Origin of the sequence: Sedimentitalea nanhaiensis DSM 24252 (assembly GCF_000473225.1) — a bacterium.
Lineage (GTDB): Bacteria > Pseudomonadota > Alphaproteobacteria > Rhodobacterales > Rhodobacteraceae > Sedimentitalea > Sedimentitalea nanhaiensis.
In genome coordinates this window covers 1,583,402-1,604,388 of the sequence record NZ_KI421509.1, presented here as the reverse complement: position 1 = coordinate 1,604,388, position 20,987 = coordinate 1,583,402, and the positions used below count along the sequence as shown (strand labels likewise).

Annotated in this window: 22 protein-coding genes; 15 read left to right on the top strand and 7 right to left on the bottom strand. The window is 61.5% G+C overall.

All coding sequences use genetic code 11. The features are described from left to right. Nucleotides 1–30 precede the first annotated feature (30 nt). The 6 genes from NANH_RS0109530 to NANH_RS0109505 form a co-directional block, all read right to left on the bottom strand. Complete coding sequence (locus NANH_RS0109530) at nucleotides 31–957, bottom strand: electron transfer flavoprotein subunit alpha/FixB family protein (RefSeq protein WP_027261836.1); 927 nt, start codon at nucleotides 955–957, stop codon at nucleotides 31–33. After that, complete coding sequence (locus NANH_RS0109525) at nucleotides 957–1,715, bottom strand: electron transfer flavoprotein subunit beta/FixA family protein (RefSeq protein ID WP_027261835.1); 759 nt, start codon at nucleotides 1,713–1,715, stop codon at nucleotides 957–959. Before NANH_RS0109525 ends, NANH_RS0109530 begins: the two co-directional genes overlap by 1 nt. 215 nt (nucleotides 1,716–1,930) lie before the next feature. Then, entirely contained in the window at nucleotides 1,931–2,503 is a 573-nt protein-coding gene (locus NANH_RS0109520) for a cob(I)yrinic acid a,c-diamide adenosyltransferase (RefSeq protein WP_027261834.1), read from the bottom strand. A gap of 5 nt (nucleotides 2,504–2,508) precedes the next feature. After that, nucleotides 2,509–2,712, bottom strand: coding sequence for a twin transmembrane helix small protein (locus tag NANH_RS0109515; protein ID WP_027261833.1), 204 nt, complete (start codon nucleotides 2,710–2,712; stop codon nucleotides 2,509–2,511). Between the two features lie 70 nt (nucleotides 2,713–2,782). Further along, on the bottom strand, nucleotides 2,783–3,610 hold the full coding sequence (locus tag NANH_RS0109510; RefSeq protein WP_027261832.1) for an SDR family NAD(P)-dependent oxidoreductase: 828 nt from the start codon (nucleotides 3,608–3,610) through the stop codon (nucleotides 2,783–2,785). A 75-nt stretch (nucleotides 3,611–3,685) separates the two neighbouring features. After that, nucleotides 3,686–4,330: an SH3 domain-containing protein gene (locus NANH_RS0109505; protein ID WP_051372328.1), complete on the bottom strand. Its 645-nt coding sequence runs from the start codon at nucleotides 4,328–4,330 to the stop codon at nucleotides 3,686–3,688. Nucleotides 4,331–4,529: 199 nt separating this feature from the next. Here NANH_RS0109505 and NANH_RS0109500 point away from each other — a divergent pair, with 199 nt between their 5' ends. The 3 genes from NANH_RS0109500 (at nucleotide 4,530) to tuf (ending at nucleotide 8,845) form a co-directional block, all read left to right on the top strand. Beyond that, entirely contained in the window at nucleotides 4,530–6,878 is a 2,349-nt protein-coding gene (locus tag NANH_RS0109500) for a DNA topoisomerase IV subunit A (RefSeq protein WP_027261830.1), read from the top strand. A gap of 99 nt (nucleotides 6,879–6,977) precedes the next feature. Continuing rightward, nucleotides 6,978–7,559 carry a hypothetical protein gene (locus NANH_RS0109495; RefSeq protein WP_027261829.1) on the top strand — a complete coding sequence of 194 codons (582 nt, stop codon included), beginning with the start codon at nucleotides 6,978–6,980 and terminating at the stop codon, nucleotides 7,557–7,559. Nucleotides 7,560–7,669: 110 nt separating this feature from the next. After that, complete coding sequence (gene tuf / locus NANH_RS0109490; protein WP_027261828.1) at nucleotides 7,670–8,845, top strand: elongation factor Tu; 1,176 nt, start codon at nucleotides 7,670–7,672, stop codon at nucleotides 8,843–8,845. Between the two features lie 126 nt (nucleotides 8,846–8,971). Here the strand turns inward: tuf and NANH_RS0109485 are convergent, their stop codons facing one another. Then, nucleotides 8,972–9,952, bottom strand: a complete 981-nt coding sequence (locus tag NANH_RS0109485) for a LysR family transcriptional regulator (RefSeq protein WP_027261827.1) — start codon at nucleotides 9,950–9,952, stop codon at nucleotides 8,972–8,974. Nucleotides 9,953–10,045: 93 nt separating this feature from the next. On the opposite strand from NANH_RS0109485, the gene NANH_RS0109480 reads away from it, so the two are divergent. From NANH_RS0109480 to NANH_RS27390, 12 genes are all read left to right on the top strand, one after another. Next, complete coding sequence (locus NANH_RS0109480; RefSeq protein ID WP_027261826.1) at nucleotides 10,046–10,912, top strand: ABC transporter permease; 867 nt, start codon at nucleotides 10,046–10,048, stop codon at nucleotides 10,910–10,912. A gap of 8 nt (nucleotides 10,913–10,920) precedes the next feature. After that, the gene (locus NANH_RS0109475; RefSeq protein ID WP_027261825.1) at nucleotides 10,921–11,706 is read left to right on the top strand and encodes an ABC transporter permease; all 786 of its coding nucleotides are present in this window, start codon (nucleotides 10,921–10,923) and stop codon (nucleotides 11,704–11,706) included. Between the two features lie 39 nt (nucleotides 11,707–11,745). Further along, nucleotides 11,746–12,897 (top strand): extracellular solute-binding protein, encoded by a 1,152-nt coding sequence (locus NANH_RS0109470; protein WP_245601424.1) that lies wholly within the window; start codon nucleotides 11,746–11,748, stop codon nucleotides 12,895–12,897. Nucleotides 12,898–12,954: 57 nt separating this feature from the next. Continuing rightward, nucleotides 12,955–14,031, top strand: coding sequence for an ABC transporter ATP-binding protein (locus tag NANH_RS0109465; protein ID WP_027261823.1), 1,077 nt, complete (start codon nucleotides 12,955–12,957; stop codon nucleotides 14,029–14,031). Nucleotide 14,032: 1 nt separating this feature from the next. Beyond that, entirely contained in the window at nucleotides 14,033–15,364 is a 1,332-nt protein-coding gene (locus tag NANH_RS0109460; protein WP_027261822.1) for an aminotransferase family protein, read from the top strand. Nucleotide 15,365: 1 nt separating this feature from the next. Then, a complete protein-coding gene (locus NANH_RS0109455) occupies nucleotides 15,366–16,292 on the top strand; it encodes a BKACE family enzyme (RefSeq protein WP_027261821.1) in 927 nt (308 codons plus the stop codon). Then, on the top strand, nucleotides 16,292–16,768 hold the full coding sequence (locus NANH_RS0109450; protein ID WP_027261820.1) for a GNAT family N-acetyltransferase: 477 nt from the start codon (nucleotides 16,292–16,294) through the stop codon (nucleotides 16,766–16,768). The genes NANH_RS0109455 and NANH_RS0109450 overlap by 1 nt, the downstream gene beginning before the upstream one ends. Beyond that, nucleotides 16,765–17,790 carry a histone deacetylase family protein gene (locus tag NANH_RS0109445; protein ID WP_027261819.1) on the top strand — a complete coding sequence of 342 codons (1,026 nt, stop codon included), beginning with the start codon at nucleotides 16,765–16,767 and terminating at the stop codon, nucleotides 17,788–17,790. Before NANH_RS0109450 ends, NANH_RS0109445 begins: the two co-directional genes overlap by 4 nt. Next, nucleotides 17,787–18,896: an NAD(P)/FAD-dependent oxidoreductase gene (locus NANH_RS0109440; RefSeq protein WP_027261818.1), complete on the top strand. Its 1,110-nt coding sequence runs from the start codon at nucleotides 17,787–17,789 to the stop codon at nucleotides 18,894–18,896. Before NANH_RS0109445 ends, NANH_RS0109440 begins: the two co-directional genes overlap by 4 nt. A 7-nt stretch (nucleotides 18,897–18,903) precedes the next feature. Next, the gene (locus NANH_RS0109435) at nucleotides 18,904–19,251 is read left to right on the top strand and encodes a RidA family protein (RefSeq protein ID WP_027261817.1); all 348 of its coding nucleotides are present in this window, start codon (nucleotides 18,904–18,906) and stop codon (nucleotides 19,249–19,251) included. Nucleotides 19,252–19,568: 317 nt separating this feature from the next. Beyond that, nucleotides 19,569–20,303: a universal stress protein gene (locus tag NANH_RS0109430; RefSeq protein ID WP_027261816.1), complete on the top strand. Its 735-nt coding sequence runs from the start codon at nucleotides 19,569–19,571 to the stop codon at nucleotides 20,301–20,303. Between the two features lie 311 nt (nucleotides 20,304–20,614). Continuing rightward, the gene (locus NANH_RS27390) at nucleotides 20,615–20,986 is read left to right on the top strand and encodes a DUF2946 family protein (protein WP_139236622.1); all 372 of its coding nucleotides are present in this window, start codon (nucleotides 20,615–20,617) and stop codon (nucleotides 20,984–20,986) included. Nucleotide 20,987: the final 1 nt, after the last annotated feature.

Below are 20,987 nucleotides of genomic sequence, written 5' to 3'. Positions count from 1 at the left end.
GATGGCGGGCCTTACCGATGTCGCGTAGGTTCACAACTTCTCGATCAGTTCCGGTACTGTAGTGAACAGATCCGCGACCAGGCCGAAATCGGCGACCTGGAAGATCGGGGCCTCTTCGTCCTTGTTGATCGCGACAATGATCTTGCTGTCCTTCATGCCAGCCAAGTGCTGGATCGCGCCAGAGATACCAACCGCGATGTACAAATCCGGGGCCACGACCTTGCCGGTCTGACCGACTTGCCAATCGTTCGGGGCATAGCCGGAATCGACCGCTGCACGCGATGCGCCGACGGCGGCACCCAGCTTGTCGGCCAGGGCTTCGATGATCTTGAAGTCCTCTTCCGAGCCGACGCCACGACCACCGGAGACAACAACACCGGCGCTGGTCAGTTCGGGGCGATCGCTGGCTGCGACCTTGTCCTCGACCCATTCCGACAGTCCGGGGTTCGCGACGGCGGAAACGGTTTCGATCGGGGCCGGGCCCTGTTCGCCAGCGGCGTCAAAGGTCGAAGTACGAATCGTCACGACCTTTTTTGCGTCGCTGGATTTTACCGTCTGAATGGCGTTGCCGGCATAGATCGGGCGTTCAAACGTGTTGCCATCGACCACACCGGACACGTCCGAAATCACCATCACGTCAAGCAGCGCAGCCACGCGGGGCATTACGTTCTTGGCATCGGTGGTGGCCGGGGCGACGATATGCTCGTAATCGCCAGCCAGCGAAACAATCAGCGCCGCAGTCGATTCTGCAAGCCGGTGACCCAGCGAGGCATCCTCGGCGACCAGCACCTTGGACACACCGCTGATTTTGGCGGCGGCTTCGCCGGCAGCAGCAGCGCTGGCACCACAACACAGTGCAGTGACCTCACCGAGTTTTGCTGCGGCCGCGACAGCCTTTGCGGTTGCATCCAGCGCCAGTTCGCCGTCGGTGACTTCTGCGAGAAGAAGAACAGCCATTATACAGCCCCCACTTCCTTGAGTTTCGCTACAAGCTCGTCAACCGAGCCAACTTTGATGCCAGCGGCCCGTTCGGTCGGCTCGGCGGTGCCGACGATTTCCAGACGCGGGGTGACATCGACGCCGTAATCGGCGGCCGTTTTCTCATCCAGCGGCTTTTTCTTGGCCTTCATGATGTTGGGCAGACTCGCATAGCGCGGCTCGTTCAGGCGCAGGTCCACAGTGATGATGGCCGGCATCTTGACCTTGATGGTCTGCAGGCCGCCATCGACCTCGCGGGTCACCACGGCGTGGTCGCTCTCGATGTCCAGTTCGGATGCAAAGGTGCCTTGCGACCAGCCCAGCAGCGCCGAAAGCATCTGCCCGGTGGCGTTCATATCGTTGTCAATCGCCTGCTTGCCGCACAAAACGATGCCAGGTTGCTCTTCGTCCACAATCGCCTTGAGGATCTTGGCCACCGCCAGCGGCTCGATATCGGTGTGCACGTCATCGGCGGCAATTACCAGGATTGCGCGGTCCGCGCCCATCGCCAGTGCGGTGCGCAGCGTTTCCTGGCTTTGCTTGACGCCGATGCTGACGGCGACGATCTCGTCCGCCTTGCCGGCCTCTTTCAGACGGATCGCCTCTTCGACGGCAATTTCGTCAAACGGGTTCATCGACATCTTGACGTTGGCCAGATCGACACCGCTTCCATCCGCTTTGACACGAACCTTAACGTTATAGTCGATCACGCGCTTGACAGGCACCAATACCTTCATATGCGGTTCTCTCCTCAGTAAAACCCAAGCCAGTCAGCGACTCGGTCCAATGTGTTCCCGCAGTTGATAGCGGGGCGGGGGCGACGAAAACAGAGAAAAATCGTCACGTTTTGGCCCACAGACGTCGCGTTCCTTGTTTGGGTCAGGATTCGCGGCGCAACCTTTGAGCCGTGATGCGGTTGGGCAATCGGCAGATCGCCAGCGGTATGGGCATCTTAGCGATTGGCCCCCGGTACCCAGAGAACGTCGTCCTGGCCTCCATTGTTGGCCACGCGAGCAGCCACAAAGAACCAGTCGCTGAGACGGTTCAGGTATTTCACGGCCGCCGGATTTACAGCCTCTGCTGCCGCCAGTTCTACCGCCAGACGTTCGGCCCGCCGGGCGACGGTGCGACAGATATGCAGATGCGCCGCCAGTGCGGTGCCACCGGGCAGGATGAAACTGCGCAGCGGGGTAAGACCGGCATTCATCGCGTCGATTTCCGTCTCGAGCCGTGAAACCTGGCCATCGATCACCCGCAGGGGCGGGTATTCCGCTTCGGCGTCCTGCTCCATATCGGGGCGGCAGAGGTCGGCGCCGAGGTCAAAAAGGTCATTCTGGATCCGCGACAGGGCGGTATCCAATTCACCCTCGGCATGCAGACGGGCGACGCCCAGGGTGCAGTTCAACTCGTCCGATGTGCCATAGGCCGCGACCCGCGCGGAATGCTTGGCCACGCGATCGCCATTCCCCAGGGCCGTGTCTCCGGCGTCACCGGTCCTGGTATAGATCTTGTTCAGTACAACCATCGCTATTATCCTCCGGATCCTCGCAGCCAGACGTACAGCACCACCAACGCCACCGCAATGAACTGCGCCAGGATTCGCAGGCGCATCAGTTTGTTGCCGTATTTGCGGTTGAACTCTCCGCCCTTGCCAAAGCCGCCGATGCCGATCACCAGCACGACAACGACGGCGGCCACCGCCAGAATAATCAGCAGAAACAGCGGGTCGCCCATGTGAAATGTCCTTCGTTCGGTCTTTGTGCAGTGATCTAGCGGGGTGCCTGGCAAAAGCGAACCGGTTTCTTCAGATCCGCGACACTATGCGGTCGATCATTCGGCTGGACAGGGCGCGCCGCAGGTAACCGCCAATGTAGGTGGCTGTGGTGACGTAATACCGTGGGGCGGGCGAGGCGCTGTCCAGCACTCGGATCAATTTCGCGGTCACCGCGCTTGCGGGCAGCTCGAAACGGTCCGGTCCTGTGCTCTTGTACATGCGCGGCAGCAGCCGATCTTCGTAATCCGCACGCCTGGGCGAGGCCTGCCAGTCAATGTATTTCTCGAAATAGGGGATGCCCTTTTCGCGGAAAAGGGTGGTGATCGGTCCCGGTTCAATCAGCACAACGTTGATTCCGGTGCCGCGCAATTCGATGCGCATGGTGTCGCTCAGCCCTTCCAGCGCAAATTTTGTCGCCGCATAGGCCCCGCGCCAGGGGATCGCGACCAGCCCGATGCCCGAGGAACATTGCACGATGTGACCATGTCGCTGCGCGCGCATCACCGGAATCACCTGTCGGGTCAGGTCATGCCAACCGAACAGATTGGCCTCGAAAATTGCCCGCAACCCTTCGGTCGGCAAATCTTCGACCAGCCCAGCCAACTGATGTGCCCCGTTGTTGAACAGGGCATCCAGGGTGCCGCCGGTCGCATCGAGAACCTGTGCCAGGCCCAGGCGGATGCTGTCAGTATCGCAATAGTCGATTTGCGGACTCTCCAGCCCTTGGGCGATCAGCCGGTCACAATCGGCCTGTTGGCGGCAGGCGGCGAATACGCGCCACCCGCGCACCTGCAGCTGTTGCGCGGCATCAAGCCCGATGCCCGAGGAACAGCCTGTGATCAATATGGATTTTTGCATCGGTTGCCGCGCTGGTCGTGACAGTCGGCTCAGCTATGCCCGCTGCGTCTGCGCTGTGCAAGCGTCACACCGGATTCACCGGTTTCTCTTGCTGACCAAAGAAGAGGAGATCCAGCCCAACTGGCCCTCGGGCAGGGTCCGCAGGCGCAGCCATCCGGTACCGCTTGTACTCAGGACCTCGACCTGATGGCCGATATTCAGCCGCGCCACCACGGGATAGATCGTGCCAGGACCGTCGCGCATGTTGACCCGCGTGCCTGTGACTTCGCGCAAATCGGTTGGCGCGGGTTCGAGCACTGCGGTTCGGGCAGCCGGTTCCGCGTCTGCGGTGGAGCCCAAACCAGATGCGCCAAGCTCCAATGTGGCCAGCGTCAGGCCGCTTGGAGGATTTGAGTCCGGCAACAAGGTCAATCCCTGGCTCAGGCTGGATCGCACACGGCTCAGATCTGCGCTGCCATCTTGTGGGCGCGAAGCTGTTGTATCTCTGGGCGAAACCGTGGCGACGGCCTGTGTCGCCACAAGGGTCTTGGTGGATGTCGTCGCCGTGCGGGCGACTTGTTGTGGCGCCGCGCGGCGCACCACGGGCTTTGGTATCGCTGCAGCGGATGCCTGAGGTGCGGCGTCAATGGCCGGCGGTTCCGGCGGTTGGAAGTCGCGCCCGCCGCTCAATTCATAGAAAACCAGCCCTAGAATGGCAAAAGATGAAAAAACAAAGCGCATGGTCGCGCCCCCCTCATTTACTCGAACACAAAACAGCCCGGACCCACTCTGACCGAACATCCTTTAATATTAACCCAATCAGCGATTCCAAAAAACGGCGAAAGGCTGTTTTTCTGCCTCACTTGCGGATCGCAGATTTCAGTGCCTGAGAAAACAACCCCGCTTTACCCTGCCGGTTTCGGGGCGTATCACAGCATCTATGAGCGATTTGGTTGATGACCCCAACATGAAGCCCGCAAATGGGCCCGGCGAAGTACTCGAACCTTTGCGTCGTGCAATCGGCGAACGCTATCTCACGTATGCGTTATCGACGATCATGCATCGTGCATTGCCGGATGCGCGCGATGGGCTAAAGCCGGTTCACCGGCGAATCCTGTATGCGATGCGCGAATTGCGTCTGGCCAGCAACGGGGGATTCCGCAAGTCCGCCAAGATTTCCGGCGACGTGATGGGCAACTATCACCCCCATGGCGATGCGGCGATCTATGACGCGATGGCGCGGCTGGCGCAGGATTTCAATGTTCGTTATCCGCTGGTCGACGGGCAGGGCAATTTCGGCAATATCGACGGCGATAACCCGGCTGCCAGCCGCTATACCGAAGCGCGCATGACCATCGTTGCCGAGGCCCTGCTAGACGGTCTGAACGAGGATGCGGTGGATTTCCGCGACAACTATGACGGCACGCTGACCGAACCTGTGGTGTTGCCGGCACAGTTTCCCAACCTGCTGGCAAATGGCAGTTCAGGCATCGCGGTCGGCATGGCTACAAATATTCCGCCACACAACATCGCCGAGCTGTGCGACGCCTGCCTGCATCTGATCCGGACACCGGATGCGCGCGACGACACTTTGCTGAACTATGTGCCGGGGCCGGATTTTCCCACTGGCGGGGTGATCGTCGAGCCGCCCGAGAATATCGCCAATGCCTATCGCACCGGTCGCGGCAGCTTCCGTCTGCGCTGCCGGTATGAAATCGAGGACCTGGGCCGCGGTCAGTGGCAGATCGTGGTCACCGAGATTCCCTATCAGGTGCAGAAATCCAAGCTGATCGAACGGGTCGCGGATCTGATCCAGACCAAGAAGATTCCGATCCTGGCCGATATCCGCGATGAGAGTGCCGATGACATTCGCATGGTGCTGGAGCCACGCAGCAAGAATGTCGATCCCGAAGTTCTGATGGGCATGCTGTATCGCAACTCGGATCTCGAGGTGCGGTTCAGCCTGAACATGAATGTGCTGATCGACGGAGTGACGCCCAAGGTCTGCTCGCTCAAGGAAGTGTTGCGTGCCTTTCTGGATCACCGCCAAGAGGTCCTGTTGCGCCGCAGCCGCCACCGTCTGGCCAAGATCGACCACCGTCTGGAAGTTCTCGAAGGCTTTATCGTCGCGTTCCTGAACCTGGACCGGGTGATCGATATCATTCGCTATGACGACGAACCCAAAGCGGCGCTGATGCGCGAAGAATGGGCGCGCGATCACGTGCGTGCCACCGACGAAGCGGATTATGTCAGCCCGCCGCCGGGCGAAGGCGAACTGAGCGAGGTGCAGGTCGACGCGATCCTGAATATGCGCCTGCGCAGCCTGCGGCGGCTGGAAGAGATGGAATTGGTGCGCGAGCGCGACGCGCTGATGGAAGAACGCGCGGGCCTTGAGGATCTGTTGGCCGATGACGTGCTGCAATGGGCCCGCATCTCGGAACAGTTGAGAGAAACCAAAAAGGCCTTTGGCAAGGACTACGAAGGCGGTGCGCGGCGTACTCTGCTGGAAGAGGCGGGCGAGGTCGAAGAGGTGCCCCTGGAGGCGATGATCGACCGCGAGCCAATCACCGTGGTCTGCTCGCAGATGGGTTGGATCCGGGCGATGACCGGCCATATCGACCTGAACCGCGAGCTCAAGTTCAAGGATGGCGATGGGCCGCGTTTCATCTTTCACGCCGAAACCACCGATCGGCTGCTGGTCTTTGGTAGCAATGGGCGGTTCTATACCCTGTCGGCGGCGAACCTGCCGGGGGGGCGCGGCATGGGCGAACCCTTGCGCCTGATTGTCGATCTGCCAAACGAGGCCGAGATCGTCGATCTGTTCATTCACCAACCCGATCGCAAACTGCTGGTGGCATCGTCTGCGGGCAACGGGTTTGTCGTGCCCGAGGCGGACGTGATTGCGCAGACCCGCACCGGCAAGCAGGTGCTGAATGTCGGAGATGCGGCGCGGGCGCAAATCTGTCGGCCGCTGTTGGGCGATCACGTGGCAATCGTGTCCCAGAACGGCAAGTTTCTGGTCTTTCCGGCCTCCGAGCTGCCCGAAATGGGGCGCGGCAAGGGTGTGCGGCTGCAGAAGTACAACATGGCGCGGGGCAAACAGGGATCGTTGGAACTGGATGGCGGGCTGTCGGATCTGACCACGTTTGACTGGTCCGAGGGGCTGAGCTGGGAAATGGGCGGCGGCAAGACGCGGCGTGAACCGGACATGACCGAATGGCTTGGCAAACGCGCCAGTATCGGCAAGCGCCCGCCCCATGGTTTCCCACGCAACAACCGCTTTGGATAAACTGCGGTCAGCCGACGGGCGGTGTTCGCGCCGATGTGGTTTGCACCTGCAGCCCCGCTGGTCTATCTGGTGGCAAAACGAGACTGACGAGAGAGCATCATGATCCGCATTCTGACCCTGCTGGCCGGACTGACTTTGGTTGCTGCCTGCAATATCGGGCCGCAGGACCGAACCCCGGCGTCGCTTGGCGAATTCAAGCTGGGCCACAATATCGTTGTGGCAGACAAGATGCGGAAGGGTCCGATTTCGCGCGATGCCACGGCTGAGGAGTGGGAGGCCAACATCACCTCCGCCGTGCAGCAGCGGTTTGGTGGATTCGATGGCGATCAGCTGTATCATTTCGGCATCAGCGTCGAAGGCTATATGCTGGCACCCGAGGGGTTCATCTATAACCCGCGTTCGATGTTGGTGATCAACGTCACGGTCTGGGATGACGCCGCCAACCGGAAACTGAACGACAAGGTGCATCAGATCACCGTGGTCGAGGACTCCACCACCGCGACCTTCTTTAAGGGCTCGGGGCGCGAACGCACCAAGCAAGAGCAGATGGACGGGTTGACGGCCAACGCTCTGGACCAGCTTGGCGATTGGTTGGTCGAGATGAACGAAACCGAAGGTTGGTTCGCCGCCAAGTCGGGTCCGGCGGGTGACGCGGCCCTTGATTCTCCGAACTCCGAGTAGTCTTCCGGCGCGCACGACAGGCTTGATTTTCCTGATTGAACCTCATATGTGGCGCGCGCAAACGAGGTGAAACCGGGTCACTGGACCCCAGATTGAAAAGGCGCCTGCAGATGGGTAAGGAAAAGTTTGAGCGTAACAAGCCGCACGTCAATATTGGCACGATTGGCCATGTTGACCACGGCAAGACGACGCTGACGGCTGCGATCACGAAGTATTTCGGCGATTTCAAGGCGTATGACCAGATCGACGGCGCGCCCGAAGAGAAGGCCCGCGGGATCACCATCTCGACCGCGCATGTGGAATACGAGACCGAGAACCGTCACTATGCGCATGTGGACTGCCCCGGCCACGCGGACTATGTGAAGAACATGATTACCGGTGCGGCGCAGATGGACGGTGCGATCCTGGTGGTGAACGCCGCAGACGGCCCGATGCCCCAGACCCGCGAGCACATCCTGCTGGGCCGCCAGGTCGGCATCCCGACCATGGTGGTCTACATGAACAAGGTCGATCAGGTCGACGACGAGGAACTGCTGGAACTGGTCGAGATGGAGATCCGCGAGCTGCTGAGCAGCTACGAGTATCCCGGCGACGACATCCCGGTCATCCCCGGCTCGGCTCTGGCGGCGATGAACGGCACCGACGATGAAATCGGCGAGCAGTCGATCCGCAAGCTGATGGCCGCCGTCGACGAGTGGATCCCGACCCCCGAGCGGGCCGTGGACCAGCCGTTCCTGATGCCGATCGAGGACGTGTTCTCGATCTCGGGTCGCGGTACGGTTGTGACGGGGCGTGTCGAACGTGGCGTGATCAACGTGGGCGACAGCATCGAGATTGTCGGCATCCGCGACACCAAGACCACCACCTGCACCGGTGTCGAAATGTTCCGCAAGCTGCTGGACCGGGGCGAAGCCGGCGACAACATCGGCGCGCTGCTGCGCGGTGTCGACCGCGAAGGTGTCGAGCGCGGCCAGGTGCTGTGCAAGCCGGGTTCGGTCAAGCCGCACACCAAGTTCGAAGCCGAAGCCTATATCCTGACCAAGGAAGAAGGTGGCCGTCACACGCCGTTTTTCGCCAACTACCGCCCGCAGTTCTACTTCCGCACCACGGACGTGACCGGCACGGTTGAACTGGCCGAGGGCACCGAGATGGTGATGCCGGGCGACAACGTCAGCTTTGGCGTCGAACTGATCGCGCCGATCGCGATGGAACAGGGCCTGCGCTTTGCCATCCGCGAAGGCGGTCGCACCGTCGGCGCGGGCGTCGTCTCCAAAATCCTCGACTAACGGCGGCATCCGCCACCGGTCGGGCAGCCGTTGTTCCGCAAGAACGACGAGAGCCCGCATCGCCGACCCATCGAAGGCCGTCCCACTCCGGGGCGGCCTTTTTCGTTTGGGGCGTCTGGCGTGGCGTCAGCGATAGGTGCGGTCCTGTATCGGGGTGGTCTCTATGGCCTCTAACAGCGATTGCAGAAAAAGGTCTTCGGCGCGATTTTTGACCGTGTGGCGGTTCCAGACCACATGCACGTCGATTGCGGGCAGCCCATCATACGGCGGCACCTGCCACAGCTGCCGATCACGCACATCCCGCGCGGCCACGTGCAGTGGCAAGGGACCGATGCCCAGCCCGGCAACGATCATGCGACGCACCTCTTCCAGGTGGCTGGACACGCCGGTGATCTTCTGGCCCAGCTCGGCCTGCGCACGCATCACGGTGACCGGTTTCAGCACATCCTGAAGGCGGTCGGTTTCAAAGCTGACCGAGCTGTGCCCGGCCAAATCTGCCAGCGTCAGATCGGTGCGGCCGAACAGGGGGTGGCAGGGGCCACAGAACAGCCCGAAGAATTCGCGATAAAGCCGACGGTATTTCAGTTTCGGATTGTGATCCCGCACCAGGCAGACCGCAAATGACGCCCGCTTGGCCGCAACCTCGGCGATGGCGTCGGAGCTGGAGTACACTTCGATGCCAAAGCTGGCGCGCGGATATGCCGTGTGAAATTCGGCCAACACCCGATCGAACAATGGGCAGACCACATGGCTGGCGGCGGTGATCCTGATGTGTCCCTGCACCTCGTCCGTCAGCTCGCGCATCAGGGTGGACAGGCGCAGCACCGATCCGTTGATCTCGACCGCTTCGCGGTACAGCAAGCGTCCCGCATCGGTGAGCGCGTAATGACCCGGCGATCGGTCCAGCAGTTTGCGTCCGATCCGGTCCTCGAGCCTTTTCAGGGCGACCGAAACCGATGGCTGTTTTAGCCGCAACCGGTTGGCGGCATCGGTGATAGACCGGCTTTCGGCCAGCACCACGAAGGTGCGCAACAGGTTCCAGTCCAGCTCGCGCGCGATCCGGTCGGGGTCAAATCGGCTTTGGGACCGGGTCTGGGGTTGCTCCATAGTCAAAATCTATATCCAGAATTCTAATTATCTATTTGATCTATGAATGCAGGGTTTGCATGGTTCTGGCAAGTTCGCACCTAAGGAAACCCGATGTCCGTAGAAGCCCGTGAAGCCCGACAGCCCTGGATCCTGCTATCTCCTGCGCTGATCGCGGTCGTGCTGCTGCTGATCGTGCCGCTGCTGTTCATCGTGGTCTACAGCTTTTGGTTGCGCACGGCGACAGGGGCCGACCAGGTCGGGTTCTTTCTGGACAACTGGCAAGAGGCCCTAAGCGACGTCTTTTATCGCGACATTCTGTTCGGCACCTTGCGGGTTGCGGCAATCACCACGCTGGTCTGCGGGCTAATGGGGTATCCCGCAGCCTTTTTCATCGCCCGGTCACGGGGCAACAGGGCGATCTTGCTGTTGATGCTGATGCTGCCGTTCTGGATCAGTTATATCATCCGCACGATGAGTTGGATCAATATCCTGGGTGTATCGGGCGCGTTCAATTCCTTTTTGATGGCAGTGGGCGTGATCGATGAGCCGATCCAGATGCTGTACAACCAGACCACTGTAATCCTGGGGCTGGTGCATTTCCTGCTGCCATTCATGATCCTGAATATCTATGTCAGCCTGGACGGCATCGACACCAATCTGGAAGACGCGGCCAATTCCCTCGGCGCGACCCGCTGGCAAAGCTTTCTGCAGGTGACGCTGCCTTTGTCGCTTCCGGGGCTGGCTGCCGGGGGGCTGCTGTGTTTCGTGTTGGGGGCCGGCACCTATATCACGCCGCTGGTGCTGGGCGGGCCGCGCGATGCGATGTTCGCCAACCTTGTATTCGAGGCGATCATCACCCAACTGAACTGGCCGCTTGGTTCAGCGCTCAGCCTGATGCTGCTGGTGGTGCTGGGCGCGCTGGTGCTGATCTACAACCGCTATCTGGGCATGGCGCAGCTTATGAAAGGGTTGGGTTGATGGGGGGCTTGGGCTGGAATCTTATTCGCGGCTGGGCGATCCTGGTCTATATCTTCATGTTCCTGCCGGTGGCGGTGGTGGTGCTGCTCAGCTTCAATGCCAGCCAATTCGGCAGTTTTCCCATGACCGGGTTTTCCTTTCGCTGGTTTGTCGAACTTGCCAACAACGATGCCATCCTGCGCGCCTTTCGCACGTCGATGATTCTGGGGTTCTTGACGGCGGTCATCTCGACCACGCTGGGCGTGTTGGCCAGCCTGGCGCTGGTGCGGTATCGGGTGCCGGGGGCGAGCCTGATCTCGACCTTGCTGATCGCGCCGATCCTGGTGCCCGAGGTGGTGCTGGCGGTGGCACTGCTGTTGTTTCTGAATTTTCTCAGCATTAACAAGAGCTTTGCCCTGCTTCTGGCGGGTCATGTGATCTTTACTCTGCCCTTCGTAATTCTGGTGGTGCAGGCCCGTTTGGTCAGCATCAAGCGCGACATCGAAGAGGCGGCGATGAGCCTGGGGGCCAGTCCGATGCAAACCTTCTTTCAGATCACGTTGCCCCTGATGTTGCCGGCGGTTCTGGCCGGGGGGCTATTCGCCTTTACCATCAGCTTTGACGACATCACCGGCACGCTGTTCTGGAAACCCGGCGGAGTCGAAACCGTACCGACACAGATTTTCGCCATGCTGCGCAACTCGATTTCGCCCGAGATCAACGCACTCGGCACCGTAATGATTGTCATGACGGTGGGTTTGCCCCTGTTGGGGGTGGCCATCGCGCGGCAGATGACCCGCAAAGGCGGCATTTGAAAATCCCATAACATCACCACATCCGACAAGGAGAAAACAATGACAAAGAAGTTGGACAACACAACGCGATACGAACGTTTGCGCGAACGTTATATGAATGGCGACATTGATCGACGTGGGTTTCTGGGGCTGATCGGTGCGGCTGGATTGGCCTATGGGGTGCAAACGCCCTTTGCCAAATACGCTCATGCCGCGGTCGATCAGGTGCGTTTTGACGGTTGGGGCGGAGTGGTGTCCGAAGCTTTTCGTCAATACGCCTTTGAGCCTTATACGGCCGAGTCCGGGATCGCCGTGGTCGATGGCACCTTTGGCGGTGGTGACGAATACCTGAGCCGCGTTAAGGCGGGCCAGCCGGGCGAATATAATATCGCGCATCTGTCAGGGGTTTTCGACTATGCGCGCTATCACGGGCTGGGGCTGAGTTCCGAGTTGAACGAGGCCAATATTCCGAACCTGCAATTTGTGATCCCCAAGCTGATCGAGGTGTTTCGCGGCGTAAGCGGCGGTGCCTTGTCCTGTGTGCCTTATGACTATGGCACCACGGGGCTGGCCTATAATCGCAAATACATCAGCGACGAGCGGATGCAGGAGATGGGGGCCAACATCCTGCTGGATGAGAGCCTGAAAGGTAAGATCGCCGGCTGGAGCGATTGGCGTACCCGGATGTGGTACGCCAGCCTGCAGACCGATCAGGACCCCAACGGTGCCACCGATGTCGAGGCCTGTTGGGATGCGGTGCGCACCCATCGGGATCTGTCGCTGAAATATTGGGGCTCGGGGGCCGAGCTGATGAGCCTGCTTGCCGAAGAGGAGGTTTACGTCACCGAAGGCTGGTCGGGCCGCATCTATGCCTTGCAGGAACAGGGCCACGACATTGGCTATATGGACCCGCCGAACGGCTTTGGCTGGCAGGAGTGCCTGTTTGTCATCAAGGGGTCGCCAATGGAGCCCTGCGAGGAACTGCTGAACTTTATGCTGGCACCGGAAACGTCGATCGCGGTGGCCGAGGGGCAGAACTATCCGCCTGCGCTGGATCCGACCAAGGTGGACCTGGGGGCCAAGATCCCGACCCTGCCGGCGTTTGACCCCACCGGCACCCTGGAAGGGCTGACCTTTGCCGATCCGGTTTATTGGAACGGCCACGAGGCCGAATGGGCCAAGATGTTTGGTCGCGTGCAAAAAGGTTACTGAGCGTGAAATCTTCTCCGGGGGCAGCCCCCGGAGGACCCTTATCCGGAGAATGCCCCCGTGAGTTCCGTTCACCTCAACAACATCGTAAAACGCTTTGGCGGCTTTACCGCCGTGCATCAGACCAGTCTTGCCATACCCGAGGGCGAGTTTGTCACCCTGCTGGGGCCGTCCGGCTGTGGAAAGACCACCAATCTGCGGATGATTGCCGGGTTGCTGGACCCGACCGAGGGTGAGATCCTGATCGGGGGCAAACGGATGAACGAGGTGCCCATCCACAAGCGAAACCTGGGCATTGTATTCCAGAACTACGCCCTGTTTCCGCACAAGACGGTGGCGCAGAATGTCGCCTTTGGGCTGCGGTATCGCGACGTGCCCAAGGCCGATGTAGCAAGTCGGGTGCAGGCGGCACTGGATCTGGTACAGTTGCCCGAGGTCGGCGAGCGCTATCCCAAGGAACTGTCGGGCGGGCAACAGCAACGCATCGCGCTGGCTCGTGCCATCGTGATCCAGCCCGAGGTTTTGCTGCTGGATGAACCTCTGTCGGCTCTGGACGCAAACCTGCGTGAAGACATGCGGGTCGAGTTGAAACGTATCCAGCACCAGATCGGGGTAACCACGGTGTTTGTCACCCATGACCAGTCCGAAGCGCTGGCGATGTCCGACAAGATCGTCGTGATGAGCGCCGGGCGCGTCGAACAGATTGGCACGCCGGAAGAGGTTTACAACACGCCAGCCAGCGCCTTTGTGGCGAACTTTCTGGGGGCCTCGAACATCCTGCAAGGGCGCTGCACCGGGCGTGATGCGCAGGCGGTGCAGATCGAAATCGCCCCGTTCGGGACCGTACCTGTCCCGGCGGACAAGGCTGCCGATCTGCGCGAAGGGCCAGCCAAGCTGATTCTGCGGGCCGAGAAGCTGCTGCTGTTGGGCGCGGCGGCGGATACCTCGGGGCTGATCACCGCGCAGGCAACGGTTGAAACGGTGGATTATCAGGGCCAGACGGTGCGTTATTTCGTGCGCCTGGGCGAAACCCAGCTGCAGGCCATCAACATGATCGACACGCGCCCGTTTGTCGAAGGCAGCACGGTCACTATCGGCTTTCGCCCGCAGGACTGCGCGGCGCTGCAGGAGACGTGACATGAGCAACCTTTTTTACCAGGGCCGGGGCCGCAAACCGGTGCTGGAGCAGGCGCGCGGGGTGTATATGTGGGACCGCGACGGCAAGCGATATCTGGATGGATCGTCGGGCGCGATGGTATGCAACATCGGTCATTCCGATCCGAACGTGCTGGCGGCGATGCGGCGGCAAATGGACAAGGCCACATTCGGTTATCGGCTGCACTTCGAAACCGAAGCCAGCGAACGGCTTGCCGCCAAACTGGCGGGGCTGTGTCCGCCGGGGTTGGATCGGGTGTTTTTTGTTTCGGGGGGCTCGGAAGCGGTGGAAAGCGCGATGAAACTGGCGCGTCAGCATGCCCTCGCGACCGGGCAAGGTGGCCGCTGCAAGGTGATTTCGCGTACACCGTCCTATCACGGCTGCACTTTGGGGGCGCTGGCGGTCACAGGGTACGCAACATTGACCGCTCCGTTTGAACCGATGATGCGAGATATGCCCAAGGTGCCCGCGCCACGGGCCTATCTGGACGACTTGAACCCCAACGACCCGGCCACGGGCCAATACTATGCCGACATGCTGGACGCCAAGATACGCAGCGAGGGGCCGGACAGCGTGTTGGCCTTTATCCTGGAACCGGTGGGCGGGGCCTCGACCGGGGCGCTTGTGCCGCCTGCCGGATATATGCAGCGAGTGCGCGAGATTTGTGATCGTCACGGCGTGCTGCTGATCATGGACGAGGTCATGACGGGGGCCGGGCGCACCGGACGGTTTTTCGCAGCCGAGCATTGGGTCACGCGGCCCGATATCATCGTCATGTCCAAGGGGCTGGGGGCGGGATACGTGCCGCTGGGGGCGATGATTGCCGATGCGCGGCTTGTCGAGCCGGTTCTGGATGCGGGCGGGTTCGCCCATGGGTTTACCTATGCGGGCAACCCTCTGGCCTGCGCCGCAGGGTTGGCGGTGATCGACGAGATCGAAGCGCAGGGCCTGTGTCGCAACGCCACCGTGATGGGCGAAAAGCTGTTGGCGCGGCTGGCAGGGCTGATGCAGAAGCACGAGATCATCGGCGATGTCCGTGGCAAGGGCCTGTTGTGCGCATTCGAGTTCATGGCCGACCGTGACAGCAAGGCACCGTTGCCGCGCAGGCTGAACGCCTATCAGAGGTTCGTCGACATCGCCTATGGGCAAGGGTTGATCGTCTATTCCCGCCGCACCCGCGACGGGATCGAAGGTGACCATATTCTGGTCTGCCCACCGCTGATCGTCAACGACACCCATCTGGACGAGATCGTCGATGGGCTGGAGACGTCGCTGGTGCACTACACGGACGAAATTGCCGGAAAGGTGGCTTGAAATGTCCCTGATCCTGATCAGCTGCGCCGTGACTGGCTCGATCCACACGCCGTCGATGTCGCCCCATCTGCCGGTAACCGCCGAGCAGATCGCCGATCAGGCACTCGGGGCGGCCCGCGCCGGGGCTGCGATCCTGCATCTGCATGCGCGCAACCCGGACGATGGCCGACCTTCGGCCAGCGTCGCGCATTTCATGGGCTTTCTGCCGCAGATCAAACAGGCCACCGACGCTGTGCTCAACATCACAACCGGGGGCAGCGCGGTGATGGCGCTGGAGGACCGGCTGGCCGCACCCCGGCGGGTCGCGCCCGAAATGTGCAGTCTGAACATGGGAACGATGAATTTCGCACTGTATCCGGCGGCCGACCGCATCACGGACTGGAAATATGACTGGGAAGAACCCTTTCTGCGCAATTCTGACGATCTGGTGTTCAAGAACACACCGCGCGACATGGTGCGCATTCTGACCGAGATGGGCAGCGAACGGGGCGCGCGGTTCGAGTTTGAATGCTATGATGTCAGCCATCTTTACATGTTGCGCCATTTCATGGATCGCGGGCTGGTTCAGGCCCCCCTGTTCATCCAGTTTGTGTTCGGGGTGCTGGGCGGCATCGGGCCGGACCCCGAGAACCTGACCCATATGAAACGGATCGCGGATAAGCTGTTCGGCGAGGATTACATGTTCTCGGTGCTGGCGGCAGGGCGGCACCAGATGCCGATGGCAACCATGGCGGCGGCGATGGGCGGGCATGTGCGCGTCGGGCTTGAGGACAGTCTGATGATCGCGCGGGGGAAGCTGGCGCATTCCAATGCCGAGCAGGTGGACAAGATTCGCGGCATCGTCGAGGCCCTGGGGCGCACGGTCGCTACCCCGTCCCAGGCGCGGGCGATGCTGGGGCTCAAGGGCGCGGACGCAACGGCGATCTGATGCAGGTGACGTTTCGCATAGCACAGCCCAGCGATGCCGAGAGGCTGAACCATGCGCTGCAGAGGCTGTCGGATCATCTGGGCGACACCCATCTTGCCACGCCGGATGATCTGGAACGGGCCGGATGGGGGGATACGCCGGTGTTTCGCGCCATGCTTGCGCAAACCGACCGGCTTGTGGGCGCGGCGATGTATGTGCCGGTTTTCTCGACCCGGATCGGCGGCGCGGGTGTCTATGTCTCGGACCTGTGGGTCGCACCCGAGCAGCGTGGGCAGCATATGGGCCAACGGTTGCTGGCCACCGTTCTGGAGGATGCCGCCAACGTCTGGGGTGCGATGTTTCTCAAGCTCGAAGTTGATCAGGGCAATCCCGATGCGCGCCGCTTCTATGACAGGTTGGGGTTCATCCCGGCCAAGAACCAGACCGCGATGATTCTTGACCAGGCCGGCTGTACGGCCCTGAGAGGTAAGCCATGAAAGCAGTGCTCGATGACCGGCAGCGGCAGCATGATCCGAAACATTTCATGGCCAATGGCGTGATCCTGCCCAACCCCGAACAGCCCGAACGGATCCGGGTTCTGACAGCCGGGGCCGAGGCGGCTGGCTGCGAGATACAGGCTCCCCGTGACGCGGGGTTGGGTCCGATTGCGGCGTTGCATTCGGCGGAATACCTGGATTTTCTGCAATCCATCCACACCCGATGGCAGCGCATCGGCGGCGGGGGCGACGAGGTCATCCCCAATATTCACCCGGCGACGCGCGGCGACGGTTATCCGAAATCGGCGGTGGGGCAGGCCGGGTATCACCAGGCCGATACCGCCTGCCCAATCTCGGCCGGCACCTGGGAGGCGGCCTATTGGTCGGCGCAATCGGCGATCACCGGCGCGGATCTGATGATTACGGGCAGCCGCGCGGCCTATGTGCTGTCGCGTCCGCCAGGGCATCATGCGTTTGGCGATCTGGCGGGGGGGTTCTGTTTTCTCAACAACGCGGGCATTGCAGCACAGCGGTTGCGCGGGGTGGGGCTGCGGGCGGCAATCCTGGACGTGGATGTACATCACGGCAATGGTACGCAGGGAATCTTCTATGATCGCAGCGATCTTTTGACGGTCTCGATTCATGCCGATCCGACCCGGTTCTATCCGTTCTTCTGGGGCCACGCGCAGGAGCGCGGGCAAGGCCGGGGGCTGGGCTATAACCTGAACCTGCCGCTGGCGCGCGGAACCGGCGATGACGATTACCTGGAAACGCTGGCGGTTGCCTTGCGCCGGATTGCCAGTTTCGGCACCGATGTGCTGGTGGTGGCGCTGGGGCTGGATGCCTCGATCGATGATCCGTTTCAGGGGCTGGCGGTAACCGGTGACGGGTTTGCCCGGATCGGTGCGGCGCTGGCCAAAACCGGGTTGCCGGTGCTGTTTGTACAAGAGGGCGGATATCTGTCCGATAGCCTGGGCGACAACCTCACACGAACCCTGAGCGGATTTCAGGAGGCGGTATGACCACGGCGGACGTCATTGTCATCGGCGGCGGCATCGCCGGCATCAGCGCGGCGGCCACGCTGGCAACGGATCGCTCGGTGCTGGTCCTCGAAGCCGAGCCGCAGCTGGGCTATCACGCGACGGGACGTTCGGCGGCGGTGTTCATCCGCAACTATGGAAACGCCACGCTGCGCGCGCTGAACGCGGCGTCGGTCCCGATGTTGGAAAATCCTGAAAACGGTAGCACGGAAAGCCTTTTGTCGCCTCGTGGCGAGCTGTTGGTGGCCACCGAAGACGAGTTGCAGGCGCTGGAGGACTATGTCGCCGGGGCAACGGGGCTGCAGACACTGACGCCGATGCAAGCTGTCGAGTTGGTGCCCATCCTGCGACCTGAACGGATCGCCGGGGCGGTGATCGAATGGGATGCGCAGGATATCGATGTCGACCGGATGCTGACCGGCTATACCGGACAGCTAAAGGCAAGCGGCGGGCAGATCTTGACTGGCGCGCGTGTCACAGGCCTGCGGCGTGATGACGGCCTGTGGCGAGTGAGCGTTGCCGGTGCCGAATATGCCGCGCCCGTGGTGGTCAACGCCGCCGGTGCCTGGGCGGGATCCGTCGGGCAAATGGCCGGAGCACTGCCCGTCCCGCTGCAACCTATGCGGCGCACTGCAGCGATCTTGCCGGCGCCCGGGGGGCATGACACCCGCAACTGGCCCCTGTTCGCCAGCGCGGCCGAGCAATGGTATGCCAAACCCGAGTCCGGCAAGCTGATGGTCAGCCCCGCCGATGAGGAGCCGCAAGAGGCGCAGGATGCCTGGGCCGACGATATGGTGCTGGCCGAGGGCTTGCACCGCTATGAACAGACCGTGACTGTGCCGGTGACACGGGTCGAACATGCTTGGGCCGGTCTGCGTACCTTTGCGCCCGACCGCACGCCGGTTGCCGGGTTCGACACCCGTGCCGACGGGTTTCTGTGGCTGGCCGGTCAGGGAGGCTATGGTGTTCAGACCGCGCCCGCGCTATCGCGTTTGGCAGCGGCGCTGATCCGCGACGAACCCGGCACCTTGCCGCCAAGCGTGATCGCGGCCTTGCGTCCGGGACGTTTCAAATATGACCCAGAATGAGGACACCATGACCGAAATTTCCCGCCATCACACCGGTACCCGTATGAGCCAGATCGTCACCCACGGCGACACGATTTATCTGGCCGGACAGGTTGGCACCGCCGGTGCCAGCGTGACGCAGCAGACCCAGGATTGCCTGGACAAGGTCGACGCATTGCTGGCTGAAATTGGCAGCGAAAAGAGAAAGTTGCTGCAAGCCATCATCTGGCTGGCCGACATGGGTGATTTCGCCGAGATGAATGCGGTCTGGGACGCCTGGGTGCCCGAAGGCCACGCCCCGGTGCGGGCCTGCGGCGAGGCGAAGCTGGCCACGCCCGAGTATAGCGTCGAAGTGATCGTGGTGGCCGCGCGCTGACCATCGCAGGCCGGAGACTGTCGCGGTCCCCGTATACTGTAACCGAAGAACTCCACCTGGCAGGCTCCTGATGCGCCGGGTGGGGTTTTTGCCTGTGTCGGGCTTCAGGCGGCGGGCAGCCCGCAGCGCCGAATACGGGCCTCGCGGTTGCAATTTCAGCACTGGTAGCGCATGTTTTTAAACATTCGGATCAGGTTCCAGGCGGAACACTGACGCCGCAAGACGCGTGTGTCCAAAGAGAGTGATCGCGCGACGAAATGGAACTCTGGTCTGATGGTGGAGCGCGCCGCGCGCCCCCTGGCTGATAGGAGTGTAAGATGCGACCAGACGCGAGAGACAAAATCGCCGATCCCGGGGGCAGCTATTCCGCGCCATCCCAGGTTCTGGAGGACAAGGCACTGACGGTCGAGGACAAGATCAGGGTATTGAACGCCTTTGTTCTTGATGCCAAGCTGATGTCGACAGTCACGTCGGACCAAGCAGATAACCAGGGTGCCGCCCGGCTGTTGCAGGCGGCGACCAAAGCGCTTGAAACCCTGCAAGACGGCCCTAAAGCCGCAGCCGATGACGGTCGGGGCCGGGTATCGTTTCGTCGGATTCTGGTGGCGCTGAATACGGACGATCCGCTGGTGGACCGGGTTCTGGAGACCGCGCGGGAAATGGCGGGGCAGTTTGAGGCCAGTATCCGGTTCCTGACCGTTGTGCCCCCGGCGGTTTCGAACATTCCGAATGTGGCCTATGGCCCGGCCGGCGCGGCGGCCCTGTTGCCGGATCCCCTTGAGCAGTCCAGCGCGCAGTTGGTCGAGCACCACCGCAAGAATGCCGACCGGCTGCTGGCCAACTTTGCACCGTTGGGCGACGGACGACATGCGATACGGCGTGGGATATGTGATGATGAGATCGTGCGCTATGCCGCCGAATGGCCAGCGGACCTGTTGATCATGGGGTCGCACAAACACGGCTGGCTGTCAGGGTTGTTTCGCGACAGTACAACACAGGCTGTGATCAACCGAATCGGTTGCGCGGTGTTGCTGGTATCCGAAGCCGGTTGAGGTGTCGCATCGTGTCTGCCGGCCGGGCGGCGCGTCTGCCGTTGCATATGCGGAACCGATCCGTTCGCGCCGCGTCAAGGCGTTTGCGCCTGTGATGCCGTCGCCAGTGGCGACCACAGTTTCCGTATATCCGTTGCGCCAGCCTAATCATGCGGTTTTTGCCGGTTGGCGTTGACATAAATCAAGTCACTCAGATGCATGATTGATTAGGCACGGGCGTACGCATTCCCGTGAGGTGACTTTTCTTGCCGACCGCAAACCGGATACAGCCAGTCCGACCCGCCGCTGCAACGCGGCGGCGGATGTGCGGTTTGGTTTGCATTCTTGCACTTCTGATGCAGATCCTGTTGCCGATGGGGGCCCGCGCGGCAGGCGGTACCTGGATCGAGATTTGCGGCGAAGCCGGGGCCGAGCGGGTACGTGTAATAGTGCCGGGCAACGCCCCTGCGCCTGTTACGCCCGGGTGTGCCGACTGTGGACCCTGCGTGCTGTGCGCCACGATCACGGGTGCTTTGGTGCCGGAGTCGGTCATGGTTCGTTTGATGCCACAGGCGATCATTGCCAGTTTCAGCACCGTACCGGATGAAATCGTTGCACTAGATGCCCGGTTCAGGCCGACCAATCGCGGTCCGCCTGCCACAAACGCAGTTTATGAAAAGATGGACTTTTGCCCATGGTTATGAC

Excerpts from the sequence above, each read along its gene's own strand:
- NANH_RS0109525 (WP_027261835.1), bottom strand. The coding sequence starts at position 1,715 with ATGAAGGTATTGGTGCCTGTCAAGCGCGTGATCGACTATAACGTTAAG.
- NANH_RS0109455 (WP_027261821.1), top strand. The coding sequence starts at position 15,366 with ATGTCCCTGATCCTGATCAGCTGCGCCGTGACTGGCTCGATCCACACG.
- NANH_RS0109530 (WP_027261836.1), bottom strand. The coding sequence starts at position 957 with ATGGCTGTTCTTCTTCTCGCAGAAGTCACCGACGGCGAACTGGCGCTG.
- NANH_RS0109480 (WP_027261826.1), top strand. The coding sequence starts at position 10,046 with ATGTCCGTAGAAGCCCGTGAAGCCCGACAGCCCTGGATCCTGCTATCT.
- NANH_RS0109485 (WP_027261827.1), bottom strand. The coding sequence starts at position 9,952 with ATGGAGCAACCCCAGACCCGGTCCCAAAGCCGATTTGACCCCGACCGG.
- NANH_RS0109470 (WP_245601424.1), top strand. The coding sequence starts at position 11,746 with ATGACAAAGAAGTTGGACAACACAACGCGATACGAACGTTTGCGCGAA.
- NANH_RS0109515 (WP_027261833.1), bottom strand. The coding sequence starts at position 2,712 with ATGGGCGACCCGCTGTTTCTGCTGATTATTCTGGCGGTGGCCGCCGTC.
- tuf (WP_027261828.1), top strand. The coding sequence starts at position 7,670 with ATGGGTAAGGAAAAGTTTGAGCGTAACAAGCCGCACGTCAATATTGGC.
- NANH_RS0109460 (WP_027261822.1), top strand. The coding sequence starts at position 14,033 with ATGAGCAACCTTTTTTACCAGGGCCGGGGCCGCAAACCGGTGCTGGAG.
- NANH_RS0109450 (WP_027261820.1), top strand. The coding sequence starts at position 16,292 with ATGCAGGTGACGTTTCGCATAGCACAGCCCAGCGATGCCGAGAGGCTG.
- NANH_RS0109445 (WP_027261819.1), top strand. The coding sequence starts at position 16,765 with ATGAAAGCAGTGCTCGATGACCGGCAGCGGCAGCATGATCCGAAACAT.
- NANH_RS0109520 (WP_027261834.1), bottom strand. The coding sequence starts at position 2,503 with ATGGTTGTACTGAACAAGATCTATACCAGGACCGGTGACGCCGGAGAC.
- NANH_RS0109430 (WP_027261816.1), top strand. The coding sequence starts at position 19,569 with ATGCGACCAGACGCGAGAGACAAAATCGCCGATCCCGGGGGCAGCTAT.
- NANH_RS0109495 (WP_027261829.1), top strand. The coding sequence starts at position 6,978 with ATGATCCGCATTCTGACCCTGCTGGCCGGACTGACTTTGGTTGCTGCC.
- NANH_RS0109510 (WP_027261832.1), bottom strand. The coding sequence starts at position 3,610 with ATGCAAAAATCCATATTGATCACAGGCTGTTCCTCGGGCATCGGGCTT.
- NANH_RS0109435 (WP_027261817.1), top strand. The coding sequence starts at position 18,904 with ATGACCGAAATTTCCCGCCATCACACCGGTACCCGTATGAGCCAGATC.
- NANH_RS0109505 (WP_051372328.1), bottom strand. The coding sequence starts at position 4,330 with ATGCGCTTTGTTTTTTCATCTTTTGCCATTCTAGGGCTGGTTTTCTAT.
- NANH_RS0109500 (WP_027261830.1), top strand. The coding sequence starts at position 4,530 with ATGAGCGATTTGGTTGATGACCCCAACATGAAGCCCGCAAATGGGCCC.
- NANH_RS0109440 (WP_027261818.1), top strand. The coding sequence starts at position 17,787 with ATGACCACGGCGGACGTCATTGTCATCGGCGGCGGCATCGCCGGCATC.